General features: G+C 71.7%; 21 protein-coding genes. 11 read left to right on the forward strand and 10 right to left on the reverse strand.

Features of this window, described 5'->3' with window-relative positions:
• The first annotated feature begins 194 nt into the window (after positions 1-194).
• Together AC1DYZ_RS01370 and AC1DYZ_RS01375 are read left to right on the forward strand one after the other, a co-directional pair.
• Entirely contained in the window at positions 195-2231 is a 2037-nt protein-coding gene (locus AC1DYZ_RS01370) for a glycosyl hydrolase family 28-related protein (protein ID WP_477063432.1), read from the forward strand.
• A gap of 100 nt (positions 2232-2331) precedes the next feature.
• Complete coding sequence (locus AC1DYZ_RS01375; RefSeq protein ID WP_477063433.1) at positions 2332-2790, forward strand: hypothetical protein; 459 nt, start codon at positions 2332-2334, stop codon at positions 2788-2790.
• Between the two features lie 7 nt (positions 2791-2797).
• Here AC1DYZ_RS01375 and AC1DYZ_RS01380 read toward each other — a convergent pair whose 3' ends face one another.
• The gene (locus AC1DYZ_RS01380) at positions 2798-4093 is read right to left on the reverse strand and encodes an alpha-amylase family glycosyl hydrolase (protein ID WP_477063434.1); all 1296 of its coding nucleotides are present in this window, start codon (positions 4091-4093) and stop codon (positions 2798-2800) included.
• 186 nt (positions 4094-4279) lie between these two features.
• Between AC1DYZ_RS01380 and AC1DYZ_RS01385 the strand changes: the two genes are divergently transcribed.
• Positions 4280-5398: an LLM class flavin-dependent oxidoreductase gene (locus AC1DYZ_RS01385; protein ID WP_477063435.1), complete on the forward strand. Its 1119-nt coding sequence runs from the start codon at positions 4280-4282 to the stop codon at positions 5396-5398.
• A gap of 33 nt (positions 5399-5431) precedes the next feature.
• Positions 5432-5770 (forward strand): YnfA family protein, encoded by a 339-nt coding sequence (locus tag AC1DYZ_RS01390; protein WP_477063436.1) that lies wholly within the window; start codon positions 5432-5434, stop codon positions 5768-5770.
• 236 nt (positions 5771-6006) lie between these two features.
• On the opposite strand, the gene AC1DYZ_RS01395 is transcribed toward AC1DYZ_RS01390, so the two are convergent.
• From AC1DYZ_RS01395 to AC1DYZ_RS01405, 3 genes are all read right to left on the reverse strand, one after another.
• Positions 6007-6357: an MmcQ/YjbR family DNA-binding protein gene (locus AC1DYZ_RS01395; RefSeq protein ID WP_477063437.1), complete on the reverse strand. Its 351-nt coding sequence runs from the start codon at positions 6355-6357 to the stop codon at positions 6007-6009.
• A 346-nt stretch (positions 6358-6703) separates the two neighbouring features.
• Positions 6704-8110, reverse strand: coding sequence for an HNH endonuclease signature motif containing protein (locus AC1DYZ_RS01400; protein ID WP_477063438.1), 1407 nt, complete (start codon positions 8108-8110; stop codon positions 6704-6706).
• 351 nt (positions 8111-8461) lie between these two features.
• Positions 8462-9397, reverse strand: a complete 936-nt coding sequence (locus AC1DYZ_RS01405; protein ID WP_477063439.1) for a helix-turn-helix transcriptional regulator — start codon at positions 9395-9397, stop codon at positions 8462-8464.
• 79 nt (positions 9398-9476) lie between these two features.
• Between AC1DYZ_RS01405 and AC1DYZ_RS01410 the strand changes: the two genes are divergently transcribed.
• The gene (locus tag AC1DYZ_RS01410; RefSeq protein ID WP_477063440.1) at positions 9477-9884 is read left to right on the forward strand and encodes a VOC family protein; all 408 of its coding nucleotides are present in this window, start codon (positions 9477-9479) and stop codon (positions 9882-9884) included.
• Here the strand turns inward: AC1DYZ_RS01410 and AC1DYZ_RS01415 are convergent.
• The 4 genes from AC1DYZ_RS01415 to AC1DYZ_RS01430 all read right to left on the reverse strand — a co-directional run bounded on the left by AC1DYZ_RS01415 (position 9870) and on the right by AC1DYZ_RS01430 (position 12232).
• Complete coding sequence (locus AC1DYZ_RS01415) at positions 9870-10586, reverse strand: DNA alkylation repair protein (RefSeq protein ID WP_477063441.1); 717 nt, start codon at positions 10584-10586, stop codon at positions 9870-9872. The genes AC1DYZ_RS01410 and AC1DYZ_RS01415 overlap by 15 nt on opposite strands.
• Positions 10583-11347, reverse strand: a complete 765-nt coding sequence (locus tag AC1DYZ_RS01420; RefSeq protein WP_477063442.1) for a putative protein N(5)-glutamine methyltransferase — start codon at positions 11345-11347, stop codon at positions 10583-10585. Before AC1DYZ_RS01420 ends, AC1DYZ_RS01415 begins: the two co-directional genes overlap by 4 nt.
• 10 nt (positions 11348-11357) lie before the next feature.
• Positions 11358-11747 carry a PPOX class F420-dependent oxidoreductase gene (locus AC1DYZ_RS01425; protein ID WP_477063443.1) on the reverse strand — a complete coding sequence of 130 codons (390 nt, stop codon included), beginning with the start codon at positions 11745-11747 and terminating at the stop codon, positions 11358-11360.
• Between the two features lie 68 nt (positions 11748-11815).
• Positions 11816-12232, reverse strand: coding sequence for a DUF5684 domain-containing protein (locus AC1DYZ_RS01430; RefSeq protein WP_477063444.1), 417 nt, complete (start codon positions 12230-12232; stop codon positions 11816-11818).
• Between the two features lie 184 nt (positions 12233-12416).
• Between AC1DYZ_RS01430 and AC1DYZ_RS01435 the strand changes: the two genes are divergently transcribed.
• The 3 genes from AC1DYZ_RS01435 to AC1DYZ_RS01445 are packed head-to-tail and all read left to right on the forward strand — an operon-like array spanning position 12417 to position 15658.
• A complete protein-coding gene (locus tag AC1DYZ_RS01435) occupies positions 12417-13877 on the forward strand; it encodes an APC family permease (RefSeq protein WP_477063445.1) in 1461 nt (486 codons plus the stop codon).
• Positions 13874-14794 carry a universal stress protein gene (locus tag AC1DYZ_RS01440; protein WP_477063446.1) on the forward strand — a complete coding sequence of 307 codons (921 nt, stop codon included), beginning with the start codon at positions 13874-13876 and terminating at the stop codon, positions 14792-14794. The genes AC1DYZ_RS01435 and AC1DYZ_RS01440 overlap by 4 nt, the downstream gene beginning before the upstream one ends.
• 39 nt (positions 14795-14833) lie before the next feature.
• Positions 14834-15658: an SDR family oxidoreductase gene (locus tag AC1DYZ_RS01445; RefSeq protein ID WP_477063447.1), complete on the forward strand. Its 825-nt coding sequence runs from the start codon at positions 14834-14836 to the stop codon at positions 15656-15658.
• Here the strand turns inward: AC1DYZ_RS01445 and AC1DYZ_RS01450 are convergent.
• Both AC1DYZ_RS01450 and AC1DYZ_RS01455 read right to left on the reverse strand, forming a co-directional pair.
• Positions 15649-16623 carry a diacylglycerol/lipid kinase family protein gene (locus AC1DYZ_RS01450; RefSeq protein WP_477063448.1) on the reverse strand — a complete coding sequence of 325 codons (975 nt, stop codon included), beginning with the start codon at positions 16621-16623 and terminating at the stop codon, positions 15649-15651. The two genes, AC1DYZ_RS01445 and AC1DYZ_RS01450, sit on opposite strands and share 10 nt — an antisense overlap.
• Positions 16620-17210, reverse strand: coding sequence for a GNAT family N-acetyltransferase (locus AC1DYZ_RS01455; RefSeq protein WP_477063449.1), 591 nt, complete (start codon positions 17208-17210; stop codon positions 16620-16622). Before AC1DYZ_RS01455 ends, AC1DYZ_RS01450 begins: the two co-directional genes overlap by 4 nt.
• A gap of 22 nt (positions 17211-17232) precedes the next feature.
• On the opposite strand from AC1DYZ_RS01455, the gene AC1DYZ_RS01460 reads away from it, so the two are divergent.
• Genes AC1DYZ_RS01460 through AC1DYZ_RS01470 form a run of 3 tightly spaced genes read left to right on the forward strand, consistent with a single transcriptional unit; the run spans position 17233 to position 18606 of the window.
• On the forward strand, positions 17233-17772 hold the full coding sequence (locus AC1DYZ_RS01460; protein WP_477063450.1) for an NUDIX hydrolase: 540 nt from the start codon (positions 17233-17235) through the stop codon (positions 17770-17772).
• Between the two features lie 46 nt (positions 17773-17818).
• The gene (locus tag AC1DYZ_RS01465; protein ID WP_477063451.1) at positions 17819-18154 is read left to right on the forward strand and encodes an ArsR/SmtB family transcription factor; all 336 of its coding nucleotides are present in this window, start codon (positions 17819-17821) and stop codon (positions 18152-18154) included.
• Complete coding sequence (locus AC1DYZ_RS01470) at positions 18151-18606, forward strand: SRPBCC family protein (protein ID WP_477063452.1); 456 nt, start codon at positions 18151-18153, stop codon at positions 18604-18606. Before AC1DYZ_RS01465 ends, AC1DYZ_RS01470 begins: the two co-directional genes overlap by 4 nt.
• The last annotated feature ends 17 nt before the right edge of the window (positions 18607-18623 follow it).

An 18623-nucleotide genomic window follows, 5' to 3' on the forward strand; every position in this document is an offset into this window, starting at 1 on the left:
GCTTCCTGCCGTGCGCACGGGTTCATCACGTCGGTGAATAGTCGGGTCTTGCGTTTGGTCGCGTAAGTTCTTGCTTTATCCCATCTGCTCTTGTCGTCATGTTTGTCTGTTCCGTACGGTGTGTCCCGTCCACACGGCGCCGTGCCCCTGTTCGCCACCACGGTGCCGTCCCGGCTGCGCAAGGAGGCGCTCCCGTGAGGAACACAGTCATGCGGTCTGCACCGCACCGCTCCATCGCCCTCGTGCTCGCGCTCGCGGTCGTCGGCACCGGCGGTGCGGCCTCGGCTCACGGCCGCACACCGACGCCGCCCCCGACCCCCAGCCCCGTCACCCGCGCGGCGCTCGATCCGTCCCTGGTCGCCGGCCGCGGCGCGACGGTCGGCTTCCTCGAGCAGGAGGCCGAGAAGGCCGCGACCAACGGCACGGTCATCGGCCCCGACCGGACCGCGTACACGCTGCCCGCGGAGGCGTCGGGCCGCTCGGCGGTGAAGCTCGCGCCCGGGCAGTACGTGGAGTTCACGCTGCCGAAGGCCACCAACGCCCTCACCGTCCGGTACTCGATCCCCGACTCGGCGACCGGCGGTGGCATCACGGCGCCGCTCGACGTCACCGTCGACGGCGCCGGCTTGCGGACCCTGACGCTGACGTCGCAGTACTCGTGGCTCTACAACCAGTACCCCTTCAGCAACGACCCGAACGCCGGGCTTCTGCACCCCGACTGGTGGATCACCGAGTGCGGCTGCGTGCCCGCGGCGACGACGCCCACCCCGACGATCGCGACGCCGTTCCGGCCGATGCACTTCTACGACGAGCAGCGCGTGCTGCTGGGCCGGACGTACGCCGCCGGGGCCAAGGTGCGCCTGACGGCGCCGGTCGGCACCACCGCCGCGTGGACCGCCATCGACCTGCTCGACTCCGAGGTGGTCGGCCTGCCGCACGTCCGGCTCAAGGCCGCCAACGTGCTGCTGTTCGGTGCCGACCCGTTCGGCAAGAAGGACTCGGCCGACGCGTTCGACAAGGCCATCGCGTACGGCAAGGCCAAGCACCTGCCGGTCTACGTGCCGCCGGGCGTCTTCCAGGTGAACCGGCACATCGTCGTCGACGACGTGACGATCGAGGGCGCGGGGTCCTGGTACACGATCATCAAGGGCCGCGAGGTCGCGCTGGCGACGCCCGCGCCCGATGGCTCCGTGCACACGGGCGTCGGCTTCTACGGGAAGGACGCGGCCGCGGGCGGCTCGCGGAACGTGCACCTGTCCGGGTTCGCCATACAGGGCGACGTGCGTGAGCGCATCGACACCGACCAGGTGAACGGCATCGGCGGAGCGCTGAGCGACTCGACCGTCGACGGCCTCTACATCCAGCACACCAAGGTCGGCGTGTGGGTCGACGGCCCGATGAACAACCTCGTCGTGAAGAACAGCGTCATCGTCGACCAGATCGCCGACGGCCTGAACTTCCACACCGGGGTCACGAACTCCGCCGCGACGAACAACGTCGTGCGGAACACGGGCGACGACGGGCTGGCGATGTGGGCGGAGACGACCACCAACTCCGGCAACACGTTCGACCACAACACGGTCCAGACGCCGACGCTCGCCAACGGCGTCGCCATCTACGGCGGCACCGACAACACGGTCATCGGCAACCTGATCGCCGACCCGCTGCGCGAGGGCTCCGGCATCCAGGTGGGCTCGCGGTTCGGCGCCCAGCCGTTCGCCGGGCACCTCTGGATCACCGACAACACGACCGTGCGCGCCGGGACGTTCGAGCTCAACTGGAACATCGGGCTCGGCGCGATCTGGTTCTTCGCGCTGGAGAAGAACATCGATGCGGACATCCAGGTGGTCGGCGACCACTTCCTCGACAACACCTACAACGCGATCATGGTCGTCGCCGACTGGCCGGTGAAGGACCTCTACAAGGTCACCAACGTCCACTTCAAGGACATCCGCGTGGACGGCACCGGGACCTCGGTGCTCAGCGCCCGGGCCGCCGGGTCGGCCACCTTCGAGAACGTGGACGCGCGCAACGTCGGTGCCGTCGGCATCAACAACTGCGGGTCGTTCAACTTCCCGCCCACCGGGTCCGAGTGGTCGTCGATCGACCTCGGCGGCAATGACGGCGGCGGAACCACGGGCCCGTGGTTCGCGCCGTGGGAGCTGCCCAACACGATCACCTGCGACGACCGCCCGCCGGTCGTCGTGCCGCCCGCGCCGTCCACCTGGTAGCAGGCCACCGCCGGGGGTGCGGTGAGGGGGAGGGTGGCGTACCGGTCGGGTCCCGGTGCGCCGCCCTTCCCTGCCGCACTGCTCGGCCTAGCCTGCGCGGATGACGTCGCGCGCACTCCTCGTCGGCGGCCTGGTCGCCCTCGCCGTGGTGACCAGCGGCTGCGCACCCGACGCCCCGGGCGTGCGCGGGCAGCTCGTCGCGGTCGACGACACCGGCCTGCCCGACCGGCCCCTGGAGCAGGGGTGGATCGCCGCCCTGCCGGGGACCGTTGCCGCCGGCGTCTGGCCGGACGTCCCGACCGGCGACGACGAGCTCCGCTACCTCAGCCAGCCGCTCGACGCAGACCGGGTCGAGCGGGCCGGCGGCGTGCTCGCCCCCGTCGGGTCCGGCGGGCGCTTCACGCTCGATGTGCCCACGGGACTCACCCTGGTCTGCTGGGTCAACGGCACTCCCGATGACCTGCGCACGTCCGGCTGCGCCTCCACCGAGCTGCCCGAGGACGGCGGGCTGCGCGTGACCTGGGGCGAGGGCGGCTTCTGGCTGGAGATCCCGAGCTGACGCCGGCTCAGCCGGGCTCGACCACGGCCCACCCGTGCGGCGCCACGGCCCCCTGGTCGTTCCTCGTCGCGTCGTCGCAGGCCACCACGGTCCCGCCCGGCATCGCCAGCGGCGCGTCATCCAGGTTCAGCGCGACCATCAGTGCGTCGTCCCCGTCGCGGACCTCGTAGACGAAGCTCGTGTTCGTCAGCGTGACCTGCGACGTGCGCGCGCGATGGAGCCACGCGTGCCGGCGGCGCAGGCCGATGAGGTCCTGGTGAAGCCGCAGGACGGCGTTCTCGACGATGCCCGGCCCGTCAACGGCGAGCTCGGGCCGGACGGCGTCGTCGCCGCCCTCGCGCTCCTCCTTCACGCCCGTGAAGCCGAGCTCGTCCCCCGCGTAGACGGCCGGAGTGCCGCCCACCGTGCACAGCACCACGACGGCGTGGGGGCGGTGCCGGGCGTCCTCGACCATGCTCGCGATCCGCGTGACGTCGTGGTTGCCGACGAACGTGAGCGGCGCGAACGAGTCCAGGAACTCGTCGTGCCGCGTGAGCGACCAGGCCAGCTCCCACAGGTTGGCGTCGTTCAGCGAGCTCCAGACGGCCTTCCACAGCTCGTATTGCGTCACGGAGTCGACGGTCGACTCCTGGACGAACGCCGGGTAGTCGCCGTGGATGACCTCCGCGACGAACCACGCGTCCGGGTGCCCGGCGCGCACGCGCGGGAGCACCTGCGCCCAGAAGGCCGTCGGCACCGCGTACGCGGCGTCCAGCCGCCAGCCGTCCGCGCCGCGGTCCAGCCAGTGGGTCATCACCCGGGCCACGTAGTCGACGACGCTCGGGTGCGCGTGGTCGAGCGTGACGAGCGCGTCGTGGCCCTCGAAGCCGACGAACCCGCCGTCGGCGTCCCGCAGCAACCACACCTCGTCGTCCGAGCGTCCCTCGAGCGCGTCCACCGACCGGCGCGCGATCGCCGAGTCCCGGCCGACGTGGTTGAACACCCCGTCGAGCAGCACCTTCAGGCCGCGGCCGTGCGCCTGGGCGACGAGCTCGTCGAAGTCGCCGTCGTCGCCCAGGCGGGGGTCGATGCGCAGGTAGTCGATCGTGTCGTAGCCGTGCGTGCTCGACGCGAAGATGGGCCCGAGCACGATGCCGGAGGCACCGAGCGCGACGACATGGTCGAGCCACGCGACCAAGCGCCGGAGGCGATGCTCGTCGGGACCCGGCGGGTTGCCCTGCGCAGGGAACGCGCCGACCGCACCGAGCGGGTAGACGTGCCACCAGATCGCGTGCCGCACCCAGTCCGGCTCTGTGCCACTCATGCCGCGCCTCGTCCCCTCGGTTCCTGCTCCGACCCTAGGCGCCCCAGGTCCCATCGGCTCCTGCCGTCAGAGTTCACGCACCGGCCGGCGTCCGGCCGGTGAGACGACGCCGTCCCCGCCTTGCTCCGCGGCACCGCGGTTCGCAGACTCCGGTAGCCCCACCTGCCGACCCCGAGACAGGCTGACATGAGCTCCTTCCACTGGTTCCTGCCCACCAACGGCGACGGCCGGCACGTCGCGAACGTGGTCGCCGCGGCGGGCGTCGCCAAGCGGGTGCTGACCAGGCCCGCGTCGCTGGCCTACCTCGGGCAGATCGCGCGCGCCGCGGAGCAGTCCGGCTTCGACGCCGTGCTCACCCCGACCGGCGCGGCCTGCGAGGACGCGTGGATCACCACCGCCGCGCTGCTGCCGCTCACCGAGCGCCTGAGGTTCCTCGTGGCGTTCCGGCCCGGGTTCGTGCTGCCGACGCTCGCCGCGCAGCAGGCCGCGACCTTCCAGCGGCTCTCCGGTGGTCGGCTCGCCGTGAACATCGTCACCGGTGGCGACCCGGTCGAGCAGCTCGCGTACGGCGACACCCTCAGCCACGACGAGCGGTACTCCCGGACCGGCGAGTTCCTCTCCGTGTTCCGCTCGCTGTGGGGGCCGTCGCCCATCGAGCACCACGGCGCGCACTACGACGTGGTCGGCGGCGGGTTCCCGTCGCTCGAGGCGCCGCGACCGCCTGTCTATTTCGGCGGCGCATCGCCGGCGGCCGAGGCCGTCGCCGCCCGGTACGCCGACGTCTACCTGGCCTGGGGCGAGCCCGTGCCCGCGCTGGTCGAACGCCTCACGCGGGTCCGCGCCGCCGCCGCCCTGCTCGGACGCACGCCCCGCTTCGGTGTCCGTCTGCACGTCATCTCGCGCGACACCGCCGACGAGGCGTGGGCCGAGGCGGACCGCCTGCTCGTCGGCATGGACCCCGACGCACGCGCGGCCGCGCAGGCGCGGTTCGGCACCATGGAGTCCGTCGGGCAGGCGCGGATGACCGCCCTCACCCGGGGGCTCGGGCTCGAGGCCCGCGAGCAGCAGGTGGGGCCCAACCTCTGGGCCGGCATCGGCCTGCTGCGCGAGGGTGCGGGCACCGCGCTGGTCGGAAGCCACGACGAGATCGCCGACCGCCTGCTCGAGCTCGCCGACGTCGGGTTCGACGAGTTCATCCTCTCGGGCTGGCCGCACGTCGAGGAGGCGTACCGCGTGGGCGAGGAGGTGCTGCCGCGGTTCGCGGCCCGCGCCTCCGCGCGCACCCCGGACCTGGTCACCGGGTAGTTTCGGGCCACACCCGAGATGCCAGGAGGACCGATGACCGTCGCCCGGTCGACCGTGCTGTTCGTCGCTGCGGCGTTCCTCGAGATCGGCGGCGCCTGGCTCATCTGGCAGGGCGTGCGCGAGCACCGCGGCTGGGCCTGGATCGGCGCCGGCGTCGTCGCTCTGGGGCTGTACGGATTCGTCGCCACCCTGCAGCCCGACGCCCACTTCGGCCGGATCCTCGCCGCGTACGGCGGGGTCTTCGTCGTCGGTTCGCTGGTCTGGGGCATGGTCGCCGACGACTTCAAGCCCGACCGCTGGGACATCGCCGGCGCCCTCGTCTGCCTGCTGGGCGTCGCGCTGATCATGTATGGCCCACGCCCCGCCGCCTGACGGCCCCCACCTAAGCGCGCCTGCGCAGTTGTGCCGATCCGCTCCCAAGCGCGGGAATCCGCGGCGGTTCCTCGCTTCGCTGCCTGAGGTCGCACCACTCGGCTGCCCGGGGTCGAGGCCTGGGACGCCGGTGCCGCGGCCGCGCGCCCGACGGCCTCGCCGGCGACAGGCCGACCCTGGCCGAGCTCCGCGCCTGGGCGGCCGCAGTCCGCGAGCCAGTGGGTCGGTCGCTTCGATCAGGGCCCTTCCGGTGGCCCGAGTTGCGGGTGCCTCCGACGCAGCGCCGGGGAAGCCGCCCACCACCACGACTCCGCCAGGTGAGCCCGCAACGTCTCGGCGTCCACGGCGTCGAGCGTGATGAGCACCAGGTTCGTGCCGGCGTGATGATCCGTCGTCGAATACAGCGCAGGCTCCAGCTCGACCAGCGCGAGCCTCTCCCCGTCGTCCTCGACCCGGACCGTGAGCCGGTCGTCGTCCCACATCCGTGCGACCAGGTTGCGGTGGAACCACGCCGGCCGACCCCAGCTCTGCCGCTCCGACACCTCAGGCAGCGCAAGCGCCGATCGCCGCGCGTCATCCTCCTCCATCGCCCCATCCTGGCGGGAAGCGCCGACATCCCTGCCCAAAGGGGCAGGCGTCGATCTGCGGGCCGCGAAAGTAGGGGTTGCCGCGGGCCGTGCATCGATCGTCAGGCGGGTGCGTGTAGAGCGTCGAGCGCGGTCGTCGAGGCGCAGCCAGCTCGCCTCTTCGCGGAGGCAGTCGTCGATCGCGTCGCGGGGCTAGGTCGGAAGGCTGAGTCGCCGAGGTCAGGGCACGTGGGTCAGCTCAGAAGGGTGGGTCGTCGAGGTCACGGCACGTGGGTCTGAAGGGTGGGCCGTCGAGGTCAGGGCACGTGGGTCTGAAGGGTGGGCCGCCAAGGTCAGGGCACGTGGGTCAGAAGGGTGGGTCGCCGAGGTCCGCGCGTGGCGGTGGTGGCGGTCGGTGCTCGAGCGCCCGGGCGCTGACGTAGACCGGGACGGGGTGGCGTGCGTAGGTCAGCCCGTGCCGGTCGGTCCACGTCGAGACCCCAGTCGCCTGGTCGTAGGTGACGTTCCACCAGCCTTCGGTCTTGGCTTGGTGGTGGTGCTTGCACAAGGCGTGCAGGTTCGCCTCGCAGGTCTGTAGGTCGTGCCCGTCGAGACCGGCCTGAGGGTCGCGCCCGTGGACGTCGGCGTGTGGTGCGCCCGCGCCCGGGGTGGGTGGTCGGTCGTGGTCGTAGGGGATGCGGTGGTCGATCTCGCAGCGGGTGGCGGGTTGCCGGCAGCCGGGGAAGGTGCAGGTCACGTCCCGGGCCTGGATGGTGCGGGTCAGGTCCGCGCCCGGCCGGTAGGCGGTGGTGCCGACGGAGCAGACCTGCCCGGTGCCCGGGTCGGTGAGCACCCTGCGCCAGGTGGCGTCTTGGGCGAGCTCGCGGGCGACCTGCGCCGGGATCGGCCCGTAGGAGCCGAGGAACCCGGGGGCGTCGTCCCGGCCGAGCAGGGTGGTCGCGGCGACGGAGAGTTGGAGGGCGACGCGTTGCCCGTGCCGGGTCGGCAGCGGGGTGCCGTCGGGGGTGCTCTGCCGGTCCAAGATCGAGGTGAACACGTCGCTGAACGCGTCCGCGCGGCGTTGATCGACCGTCCGGGTGTCTCCGTCGAGGGCGGCGTGCCCGGCCAGGGCGTCGATCGCGGTGAATGCCGCGGTCGCCTCGGTGGCGGGTAGGTAGGCGATCAGCCTGGCCATCGCGTCCGGGGCGAGCACCAGCTCGACCCCGCGCCGGTCGCGTTCGGCGACTCGTCGTTTCTCGGCGACGCCTGGGTTCAGCGCGATCAGGGTGGCGCGTACGTGTCGGGTCAGCTGTGGGGTGGTCATCTCACCCGCGCGCTGGATCGCGTCGTCGACCACGCGCTCCCGGTCGATGGTGGGTACGTCTGCGCCGGCCTTGCTCAGCTCGTCCAGGATCACGTCGACCTTGCGTGCCTCCAGGGCACCGGCCGCCCACGCGTCCTCGAGGGCGGGGTGCTGTCCTGCGCCCCAGGCGCGCAGGAACACGAGCTCCGCGGACCGCTTCGTGCACACCAGCGCGCAGGCCAGCTCATCGGGGACGTGCCGCAACGCATCCGGGGTGCGCGCACCGAGCTCGCGGGCGAACGAGCCCTGCAGGGCTTGCAGCATGGTGATCGCCTGCTGCGTGGCCGCGACCGCGTTGACCAGGGCCGCGCCGGACACGTCCGCGACCGGCACCGAGGCCAGCATCGCCACCAGGTCCGCGACCTCGACGCCGGGCAGCGGGAACTGCTCCACTGCAGCCAGGTCGATCACCCGCGCACCGAGCTGAGCCTTCGGTGCGGCACCCGGGCGCCCGCCGTGCCCGGAGTCCGCCCGCATCAGCGCGGACGACAGTGGTGGGGCGGGGATCGAGTCCGAAGATGACGAAGCCAGAGCCGGCGCCATCCCCGTGGTGCCGCCGATTGGCCCGTTCACGGCTACGTCATCGACCACGAGATCGTCGAGTACCGCCGTCACCGCCGCCACCTCCCGCCGCGTGAGCCATGCGATCCGGACATAGAACAACTGTACGACCAACCACTGACATCCGCCTTTGACCAGCAGGAACGTGGCGACGGCTCAGCCCCGATCAGCGCGCACGACCGAACGTCGGGCCATGTCCGGCTACGAAGAAGGCGGCGCGTACCGCGCGACAAGCTCGGCGCCGAGCGTCGCCAGCTCGGCGCGCACGGACGCGGGCTCGAGCACCTCGACTGCCGCACCGAGCCCGGCCAGGTGCTCCGCGACGGACCGGGCGGTGTGCGAGGCGACCTGAAGTCGCGCACGGCCGTCGTCGTCGGCCCCCAAAACCGCGACGTGCCGCCCGAACTGGGCACGCAGGACAGGCACGAGGAACGGCGGCGCCAGCACGGTCGCGGACACGCGGGAACGGCGCTGCTCGACGTCGTCGACGACGGACGACCAGACCTCGGCGACGTCGAGGTCGTCGGGCCGTGCGGCCGCGCTCTCCAGCACGGTGAGCGAGACGATCCGGTCGAGCCGGAACGTCCGACGCCCGGACGGGGTCCCGGCAACGAGGTACCAGACGGCGTCCTTGTCGACGAGGGCCCACGGGTTCACGGTCCGGGTGGACACGCCACGAGACCGCCCGTCGTACGTCAGCCGAGCCTGCCGGCGACGGACCACCGCACCCTGCAGCTCGTCCACCCACGGCGGCGGCGTGCGGGAGGCCGCGCCCCAGCCGGCGGGGTCGACCACGACCGCGCGGCCGGCCGCCTCGGCGTCGGCGCGGAAGGTCGCGGGCAGCGCTCGGACGAGCTTCCGAAGGGCCGACGTCGCCTCGAAGGATCGCCCGGCGGCGGGCCCGACCAGCAGGAACAGCGCCTGTGCCTCGGAGGCCGTCAAGCCGGTGAGGTCGGTCCGCGCGCCGCCGACGAGCGACCACCCGCCGCCGCGCCCGGGTTGCGGGTAGACCGGGATCCCCGCCACGGACAGCGCTGACAGGTCCCGCCGGGCCGTCGCGACCGACACCTCGAGCTCGGCTGCCACCTCCGCGGCCGTGACGCGCCCGCGCGACTGCATCAGCAGGAGGGTGGCCACCAGCCGGTCCGCGCGCACAATCGAAGAATCGCAGGAAAAGTGCTCAGAAGGTGAGCACTTCACGCCTGAGAGTGGAGGCATGACCGCCACAGAGAGCACATTCCGCGGCCTGGCCAACGTCTCGATCTTCGCCGACGACCTCGCCGCCGCCCGCACCTGGTACACGGACCTGCTCGGCCTCGAGCCGTATTTCGTCCGCGACGGCTACGTCGAGTTCCGCCTCGGAGACCACCACGACGAGCTCGGCATCGTCGACCACCGCTTCGCCCCGGCGTCCGGCGGCCCGTCGGGCGCGATCGTCTACTGGCACGTCGACGATCTCGAGGGCACCTGGCAGCGGCTCCTCGCACTCGGTGCCACGGAGCAGGACGGTCCGCGCGAACGCGGCAGCGGGTTCGTCACCGCGTCCGCGATCGACCCGTTCGGCAACGTCGTCGGCATCATGACCAACCCGAACTGGCTGGAGGGGGCCTCAGCGCAGGGCTGACCGCGCCGCCATGTAGTGCGCACGCTGCGGAGAAGGCAGCCGCTCCAGCGAGTACCGCAGCGCGGTCCGCGGCAGGGTCGCGGCGTGCTCGTCGAGAAACGCGCACAGCCGGGCCTCGTCCTTCTTGCCCGCCTCTCGCAGCAGCCACCCGACCGCCTTGTGCATGAGGTCGTGCCGGTCGCCCTCCAACAGCGCGGCCAGGGCGAACGTGTGGTCGAGGGAGCCGGCACGGACCAGAGGCAGGGTCGCGACGATGGAGATCCGCTGCTCCCACAGCGACGCCGACTCGGCGAGCCGGTACAGGACAGCGGCCGGGACGCCGCCCAGGACAGCGCGCCCGAGGACGTCCGGCGCGCTGGCGTCGACAAGGTCCCAGTTGTTCACACGGTCGGTGCGTCGCAGGTAGAGGTCGAGCAGCGCGGCGCGACGCTCTTCCGACGAACGCCGAACCGCGCACTCGATCGCCATCACCTTGAGCGCGAGCAGCCGGACCTCGTGCCGCCCGTCCTCGAGCAGGGCCTCCAGATCGCCGACAGGCAGCCCGAGCGACGTCCGCGCCACCGAGACCACCTGGGGCACCGACAGCCCGAGGAACACGTCCCCCTCTCCGTACTCCCCGGGCCCGGTCTTGAAGAACCGCGCCATGCCCACCGCTCGCTCCGCATCAGCGAGGGCCACGAGCTGGTCGACAGGGGTGCTCATCGCAGGGTCCCGACGAGGACCGTGCCGCCCGACTCCTCGTCGCTCACCACGCGCGCCGCCAGCCCGACGGCCTCGAACGCGGCCGACGCGGCCGGCACCTGAGCCTCGCTCGTCTCGACCAGCAGGCGCCCCCCAGGCGCCAGCCACCGCGGCGCCACGGAAGCGACGCGCAACAGCACGTCGAGCCCGTCCGCACCGCCGTCGAGCGTGACCAGCGGCTCGTACAGCCGCGCCTCGGGCGGCATCGTGCCTATCGCCTCGGACGGCACGTACGGCACGTTCGCCAGCAGCAGGTCCACGCGCCCGACCAGCGCGTCCGGCAACGGCGCGTCGAGGTCGCCCTCGAACACCTGACCGCCGACGGTGGCCACGTTCCGGCGCGCGCACCGGACCGCCGCCGGCTCGACGTCGGCGGCGTACAGCGACACCGACGGCACCATGGTCGCGAGCGCGACGCCCAGCGCGCCGGAGCCGCAGCAGAGGTCCACGACGACCGCGCGCTCGGGTGGCGCCAGCCGCGCCGCCTCCCGCACCAGCAGCTCGGTCCGGCGTCGCGGCACGAACACCCCGGGGTCGATCTCGATGCGCAGCCCGCAGAACTCCGCCCAGCCGACAACGACCTCCAGGGGCTCGCCGGCGACGCGACGCGCGACCAAGGCGTCGAGATCGCCCGCGGCGTCGAGCAGGATCGTCGCCTCGTCCTCCGYGAAGACGCACCCGGCGGCCCGCAGCGTCGCGGTGATCTCGGCGTGGCTCGTCACGCCCGGCACGCTACCCGCGCGTGATGCGCAGGATCACCCGGTTGTCGTCGCCCTTCCTGCCCAGCTTCTCGAGGCCCATCATCACGCGGTACTCGAGGCCGTACTTCGCCTGCATGACCTCGTTGGTCCGGCGCCGGGCGTCGTCGTCGTCGAGCACCTCGGCCGTCCCGGAGACCGTCGGGGCATCGTCGTCGACCTTGCCGAACCGGCTGGACGACGTCATCTCGACGCGGTCGTCGTTCCGCAACCGCTTCACCTTGCCGCTGCCGCGCGGCGTGGTGACGAGCAGGGCGTCGCCGTCGCGAGCCACCCATACGGTCGTCGGGACCCCGACCCCCGACTTGCGGAACGTGGTCAGGGAGATGAACCCCTCGTCGGCGAGGGCATCGAAAGTCGTCATGCGCGATGGTCACCCACGCACGAGGCGGCCGCACCCCGTGGGGTACGGCCGCCTCAGGACGGACGAGGTCAGGCGATGGCGTAGCCGCCGATCGGCTCCCCGCCCGCGACGCCCCGGTAGGGCTTGGAGTCGTAGCCGAGGATGTACAGGAAGATGATGCTGAGGAAGAACAGGCCCACGGTGAACCCTGCGCCGTGACCGAACGAGGTCGACAGGCCGTGCAGGACGAGAACCAGGATCACGATGTTCACGATGGGGATCAGGAACAGGATGATCCACCAGAGCGGCCGACCGGCGACCTTGATGAGGACGATGTAGTTCCAGATCGGGACGAAGGCCTGCCACACGGGCTCGTCGGCCTTCTTGAAGATCCCGACCAGCGCGAACGCGAACAGCAGGTAGCCGATGAGGCCACCCGCCAGACCCGGTGCGGCGCTCGTCGTGGACGTCGTGGTGGCCACCTCGGTGGCGAGTGTTGTGATCATGCGCGGAATGTAGCGATCGGCACGCGGCACCGTCCCGGGTTTGGGGCGACATCTCACCAGCAGTTTCTGAATGTCCCCCGTGTGCCGCCTGTGCCCGATTGCCCCGCGGTCGGCCTGCTCCTACCGTGGCCGTGAGACACGGCGACGGCCCGGGGGGAATGGGCCCTCTCGGAGAGGCCCGCCCATGACGGTTCCGCAGGTGTCCCTGAAGGCCCAGCTCTGGCGCAGGAAGCCGATCACGGCGGCGACCGTCAGGTCCAGCGAGGGCCTCGAACGGTCGCTCGGCACGTTCACGCTCATGATGTTCGGCGTCGGCTCGACCGTGGGCACGGGCGTCTTCTTCGTGATGCACGAGGCGGTTCCCGACGCCGGTCCGGCGGTGATCATCTCGTTCCTGCTGGCCGGGCTCGCGGCCGGCCTGTCCGCGCTGTCGTACGCCGAGATGGCGTCGGCCGTGCCCGTGTCCGGGTCCACCTACTCGTACGCGTACGCGACCCTGGGCGAGGTGGTCGCGATGGGCGTCGCGGCGTGCCTGCTGCTCGAGTACGGCGTCTCGACGGCGGCCGTCGCGGTGGGCTGGAGCGACTACCTCAACCAGCTGCTGCACAACCTCTTCGGCTGGCAGATCCCGAACGTCCTGTCCGCGGCGCCGTGGGACGCCGAGCCCGGCATCATCAACCTGCCGGCCCTCTTCCTCGTCTCGATGTGCGCGTTGCTGCTGATCCGTGGCGCGTCCGAGTCCGCCAAGGTCAACGCGACGATGGTCGTGATCAAGCTGGCCGTGCTGCTCATGTTCGTGGCGATCGCGTTCACGGGCTTTCACTCCGACAACTTCGCCGACTTCGCGCCCAAGGGCGTCGCGGGGATCACGGCGGCCGCCGGCACGATCTTCTTCACGTTCATCGGCCTCGACGCCGTGTCCACGGCCGGTGACGAGGTCCGCGACCCGCAGAAGACGATGCCGCGCGCGATCCTGGGCGCCCTCGGCATCGTCACCACGATCTACGTGCTCGTCGCCGTCTCGGCGCTGGGCACCCAGCCGTGGCAGGCCTTCGCCGACAAGGAGCAGGGCGAGGCAGGGCTGGCCAAGATCCTGCAGGACGTGGTCGGCGCGAGCTGGCCGGGCACCATCCTGTCCGCCGGCGCGGTGATCTCGATCTTCTCGGTGACCCTGGTGACGATGTACGGGCAGACGCGCATCCTGTTCGCGATCGGCCGCGACGGGCTCCTGCCGAGGGCGTTCGCCCGGGTCAACCCCCGCACCCACACCCCGGTCAACAACACGGTCATCGTCGCGATCGTCGTCGGCCTGCTCGCCGCGTTCATCCCCCTCGACTACCTGTGGGACCTGGTCTCCATCGGCACTCTCATCGCGTTCATCGTGGTGTCCGTCGGCGTCATCCTCCTGCGCCGGAGGCAGCCCGACCTGGCCCGCGGGTTCAAGGTCCCCGGCTACCCGGTGACGCCCGTGCTCGCCATCGCCGCCTGCCTCTACATCCTGTCCGGCCTGCAGTGGTACACGTACGCCTGGTTCTTCCTCTGGCTCGCCGTCGTGCTGTCGTTCTACTTCCTCTGGGGCCGAAAGCACTCGTTGCTGGAACGGGCCGTCGAGGCGGGCCTGCTTCAGGACGAGGACCTGCGGTGACGATCGTCGTCGGCGCCAACCCGTTCGGAGACTCGCACGGGGCGATCGACCTGGGCGTCACGCTCGCCCGCACACTGCCGGAGGCGACGGGGGCGAACGTGCTGGTCATCGCGACGGTCGTGCCGCCCGGCTGGACCGTGCCCTCGATGGCCAAGGTCGACGGTGAGATGCAGGAGTGGATCCGAGCGCGGGCCGAGGAGGCGGAGGCCGCCGCGCTGGCGTTCCTCGAGGACCGCGCCGAGGGCCTGACCATCGAGTTCGTCCGCCTGCGCGAGCGCTCGACCGCCAGGGCGCTCGCGGCGCTGGCCGAGTCGCGGGATGCGACCGCGCTCGTGCTCGGCTCGTCGCCGGACGGGCTCGACGGCCGGGTGGTCGTCGGGTCGACCGCCGACTACCTGCTGCACTCGTCGCCCGTGCCGCTGGCCATCGCCCCGAAGTCGTACCGCTGCGCCCCCGGCCCGACGGGCGTCGCCGCTCATCGGCTCACGTGCTCGTTCAGCGGCTCCGACCCCGCCGGCTCGGCCGTCCGGTGGGCGGCCCGGCTCACGCGCGAGATCGACGTCCAACTGCGGGTCTGCTCGTTCGGGGTCCGGTCCGCGACGATGTACCCGCCCGAGATCGGCACCGACATCGAGTCGGAGGTGACCGAGCAGTGGCGGGCGCAGATGGTCGAGGCGCAGGCCGCCCTGCGCGCCCGGCTGGGCGACGCGCTGGACGACGACGTCGCGCTGGCGGTTGCCTCCGGCTCGAGCTGGTGGGACGCGCTGACCTCCGTCGACTGGACGCCCAACGAGCTGCTCATCCTCGGGTCGTCGAGCGCCGGAGCCCTGCAGCGCGTGTTCCTCGGCACCAACGCGACGAAGATCATCCGGCACTCGCCGGTCCCGGTCCTAGTCGTCCCGCACGACGAGCTCTGAGTTGCGTTCGAGCGCGCTCGAGGTCCTAGCGTCATCGGTATGACTCAGATGACCTGGTTCCTCACCGGCACGTCCCGCGGCTTCGGCCTGGAGTGGGCGACGGCGGCCCTCGAGCGCGGCGACCGGGTGGCCGCGACCGCGCGCAACGTCTCCTCGCTCGACGGGCTCGTCGAGCGGTTCGGCGACGCCGTCCTGCCGATCGCACTCGACGTCACCGACCGCGCCGCCGACTTCGCGGCAGTCGCGCAGGCGCACGACTACTTCGGGCGCCTCGACGTCGTCGTCAACAACGCCGGCTACGGCCAGTTCGGCTTCACGGAGGAGATCTCCGAGGCCGGGCTGCGCGACCAGATGGAGACGAACCTCTTCGGCGCGTTCTGGGTGACGCAGGCGGCGCTGCCGTTCCTGCGGGCGCAGGGCAGCGGGCACATCATCCAGGTGTCGTCGATCGGCGGGATCTCCGCGTTCCCCAACATCGGCGCGTACCACGCGTCGAAGTGGGCGCTCGAGGGGTTCAGCCAGGCTCTCGCCCAGGAGGTCGCCGGCTTCGGCATCCACGTCACGCTCGTCGAGCCCGGCGGGTTCTCGACGGACTGGGGTGGCTCGTCGGCCCGCCACGCGACACCGATGGCCGCGTACGACGAGGCCCGGGCCGCCATGGCCGAGGCCCGGCTGAAGCGCATCGGCACACCCGGCGACCCGACGTCATCGGCGGCAGCGATCCTGCGTGTGGTCGACGCGGAGCAGCCGCCGCTGCGCGTGTTCTTCGGCGCCTCGCCGCTGGGCACCGCGAAGGCCGACTACGCCTCGCGCATCGCCACCTGGGAGCAGTGGGACGACGTGGCGCAGCTGGCTCAGGGCTGAGTCGAGGCGCCCTCGGTCAGGTCGTCCGACTCGTCCGGCTGGTAGACGCAGACCCACAGCGCGTCGGCCCGGACGGTCACCTCGAGGGTGTCGGACGGGTCGATGACGTCGCCGTCCAGCTGGCGCGGCTGCGGGCGGTCGCTGGTCACGGTGATCCGCGACCCCCGCAGCACCTCCATGTTGGGCACGCGGTGGCGGCCCGGGCGCAGGACGCCGAACGCCAGCCGTACCCAGTGGCCGAGATTCCGGGGCGCGAGCACCGCGACGTCCATCTGACCGTCGTCGGGCGCGGCGTCCGGCAGCAGGTTGACCCCGCCCTGCAGGCGTCCCACGTTCCCGACGAGCACGCTGCGGGCACGTCGGCGCAGGACGGGATAGTCGTCGACCTGGACCTCGACCTTCATCGCCGCGTCGTTCAGGTGCTGGAGCGCCGAGTAGACGTAGGCGACCGGGCCGAGCACGGCCTTGAGCTTCGTCGGGGCGTCGTCGACCATCGCCGCGTCGATGCCCATGCCGGCCATCACCGCGAACGCCTGCTCGCCGACATATCCGAGGTCGACCGCCTTGCGGCCGCGCTCCAAGGCCAGGCGCACGCCCTCGACGGAGTCGGTCGGGACGCCCAGGTTCGTCGCCAGCAGGTTGCCGGTGCCGCCGGGCAGGATCGCGAGCGCGGACTCGCTGCCGGACAGGCCCTCGATGCAGGCGCGGACGGTGCCGTCGCCGCCGGCGACGAACACGACGTCGGCCCCGTCGGCGACAGCCTGCCGCGCCTGGCCTGTGCCGTTGTCTTCGGCAGTCGTCTCGAGCCACGACGGCTCGGGCCAGCCCGCGTCGGCCAGCTGGTCCGTGATCTGCGCGCGGAGCTCGTCGAGACCCTCGACCCGATTGGGGTTGACGATCACCGCCGAGGTCAGCGGGGCGTGGTTCAGCCGCTGTTCGGCGGGCGTCTCGCTGAGGTTCGTCACGTCGGCGAGTATGTGCCCCGGTCCGACGACCGGCCACTCAGGAGCCAGTCGTTCCTCTGCAGGCGATACAGCACGCTGCGTCGCAGGGGATGGCCTTCCGCGATCGTCGGGTAGTCGAAGTCGTCCGCGGGATCCCGGGTCATGCCGAGCCGCTCCATCACGGCCCGCGATCGCTGGTTGGTCGGGGTCGTGAACGAGACGATCTCGTCGAGCCGGAGATCCTCGAAGCCGACCCGCAGAGCCTCCCGCGCGGCCTCCGTCGCATACCCGTGACCCCACGCCCAGCGGGGCAACCGCCAGCCGACCTCGGTGAACGCCGGGTTCCAGGTCGGCCGCGCCAGGCCCGTGAAGCCGGCGAACCGACCGGCGTGCTCGCCGACGGTGACCTCCAGCGCCCACAGCCCCCAGCCGTTGTCGCGCATCCGGTGCTCGATGCGCGTGACCATCGCGTCGCTCTCGGCCCGGCTGAGCGTGGCCGGGAAGAACTCCATCACCTCGGGGTCCGCGTTGAGCTCCGCGAAGGGCTCCCGATCGGCCTCCCGCCAACGGCGCAGGAGCAGGCGGTCTGTGCGGCGTTCGAGCGTCACAACGGCACCGTACGCTGCCGCCGTGATCTCCGACGCGCTGGACTCCTGGTCGCCACGCAGCCCGGTCCAAGCTCGGCTCCTCGACGAGTACCGGGCCTTCGTCGCCGACCAGGGCGCCGCCGCCGTCGACCGGTCCCTGGCGGCCGAGCACCTCACCGCCAGCTGCTTCGTCCTGTCGCCCGACCACTCCCGCGTGCTGCTCTGCTTCCACCGCAAGGGCCAGTTCTGGGTGCAGCTGGGCGGGCACCTGGAGCCGGGCGACACGTCGCTGGCCGACGCCGCCCTGCGCGAGGCGCGCGAGGAGGGCGGTATCGCCGACCTGCGGCTCGAGAGCACGCTGCCCGCCGACGTGCACCGCCACGAGCTCGCGGCCGCCTTCGGCCGCTGCCGCGTGCACTGGGACGTCGGGTTCGTCGCCTACGCACCTGCGTCCTCGGTGCCCCTGGTCAGCGACGAGAGCGAGCGGGTCGAGTGGTTCGACGTCGACGCCCTCCCGCCCGGCACGCCCGAGGACTTCGCGGCGAGGATGCGGACCGTGCTCGACGAGGTCCGCTCCCGCTGACCCGACGTTATTGCACCATTCGGTTCAGTGTTGTATGGTGAACCACATGGTTCAGCATGAGACTCTCGACCGGATCTACTCGGCCCTGGCCGACGCGACCCGGCGCGACATCCTCACCCGTCTCGGTGAGGGCCCGGCGACCATCGGCGAGCTCGCCGAGCCGCACGGGATGAGCCTCACCGGCATGAAGAAGCACGTGCAGGTCCTCGAGGACGCCGGCCTGGTCAGAACCGAGAAGGTCGGCCGCTCCCGGCAGTGCCGACTCGGGGAAGAGCGACTGGACGACGCCATGGCGTGGATCTCCTTCTACCAGCGGCTCTGGGAGCGTCGGCTCGACGGTCTCGAGGCCTACTTCACCCTCCAGAAAGGACTCGACTCATGACCAGCACCGACACGCTCGAGATGCGCATGACCCGCATGCTCCCCGCCACGCCGGAGGAGGTGTTCGACGCCTACACGGACGCGGAGAAGCAGAAGACCTGGTTCTCGATCCTCGACACGACGCCGGGGATCGTGGAGATCGAGGTCCACCTGCGCGTCGGAGGGCAGCAGACCGCGGTGTGGGGCAAGGACGCCGACAACCTGTTCCGCGAGACGCAGACGTTCCTCGTCATCGACCGCCCGCACCGGCTGGTCACCGAGTCGTCCGGCAGCAGCCCGGACGGCCTGACCATGACGACGCAGGTCGAGGTCACGTTCGAGGCCGTCGACGGGGGCACCCTGGTGACCGTCCTGCAGAGCGGGTTCCCGAGCGTCGAGGTGCGCGACTTCTTCACCGAGTACGCGTGGGTCGGGGCGTTCGACCGCATCGAGGCGTACCTCGTCCGCGCGTGACGGATTGACGTTGCCCC

It is taken from the genome of Cellulomonas sp. P1_C4, from assembly GCF_056406355.1.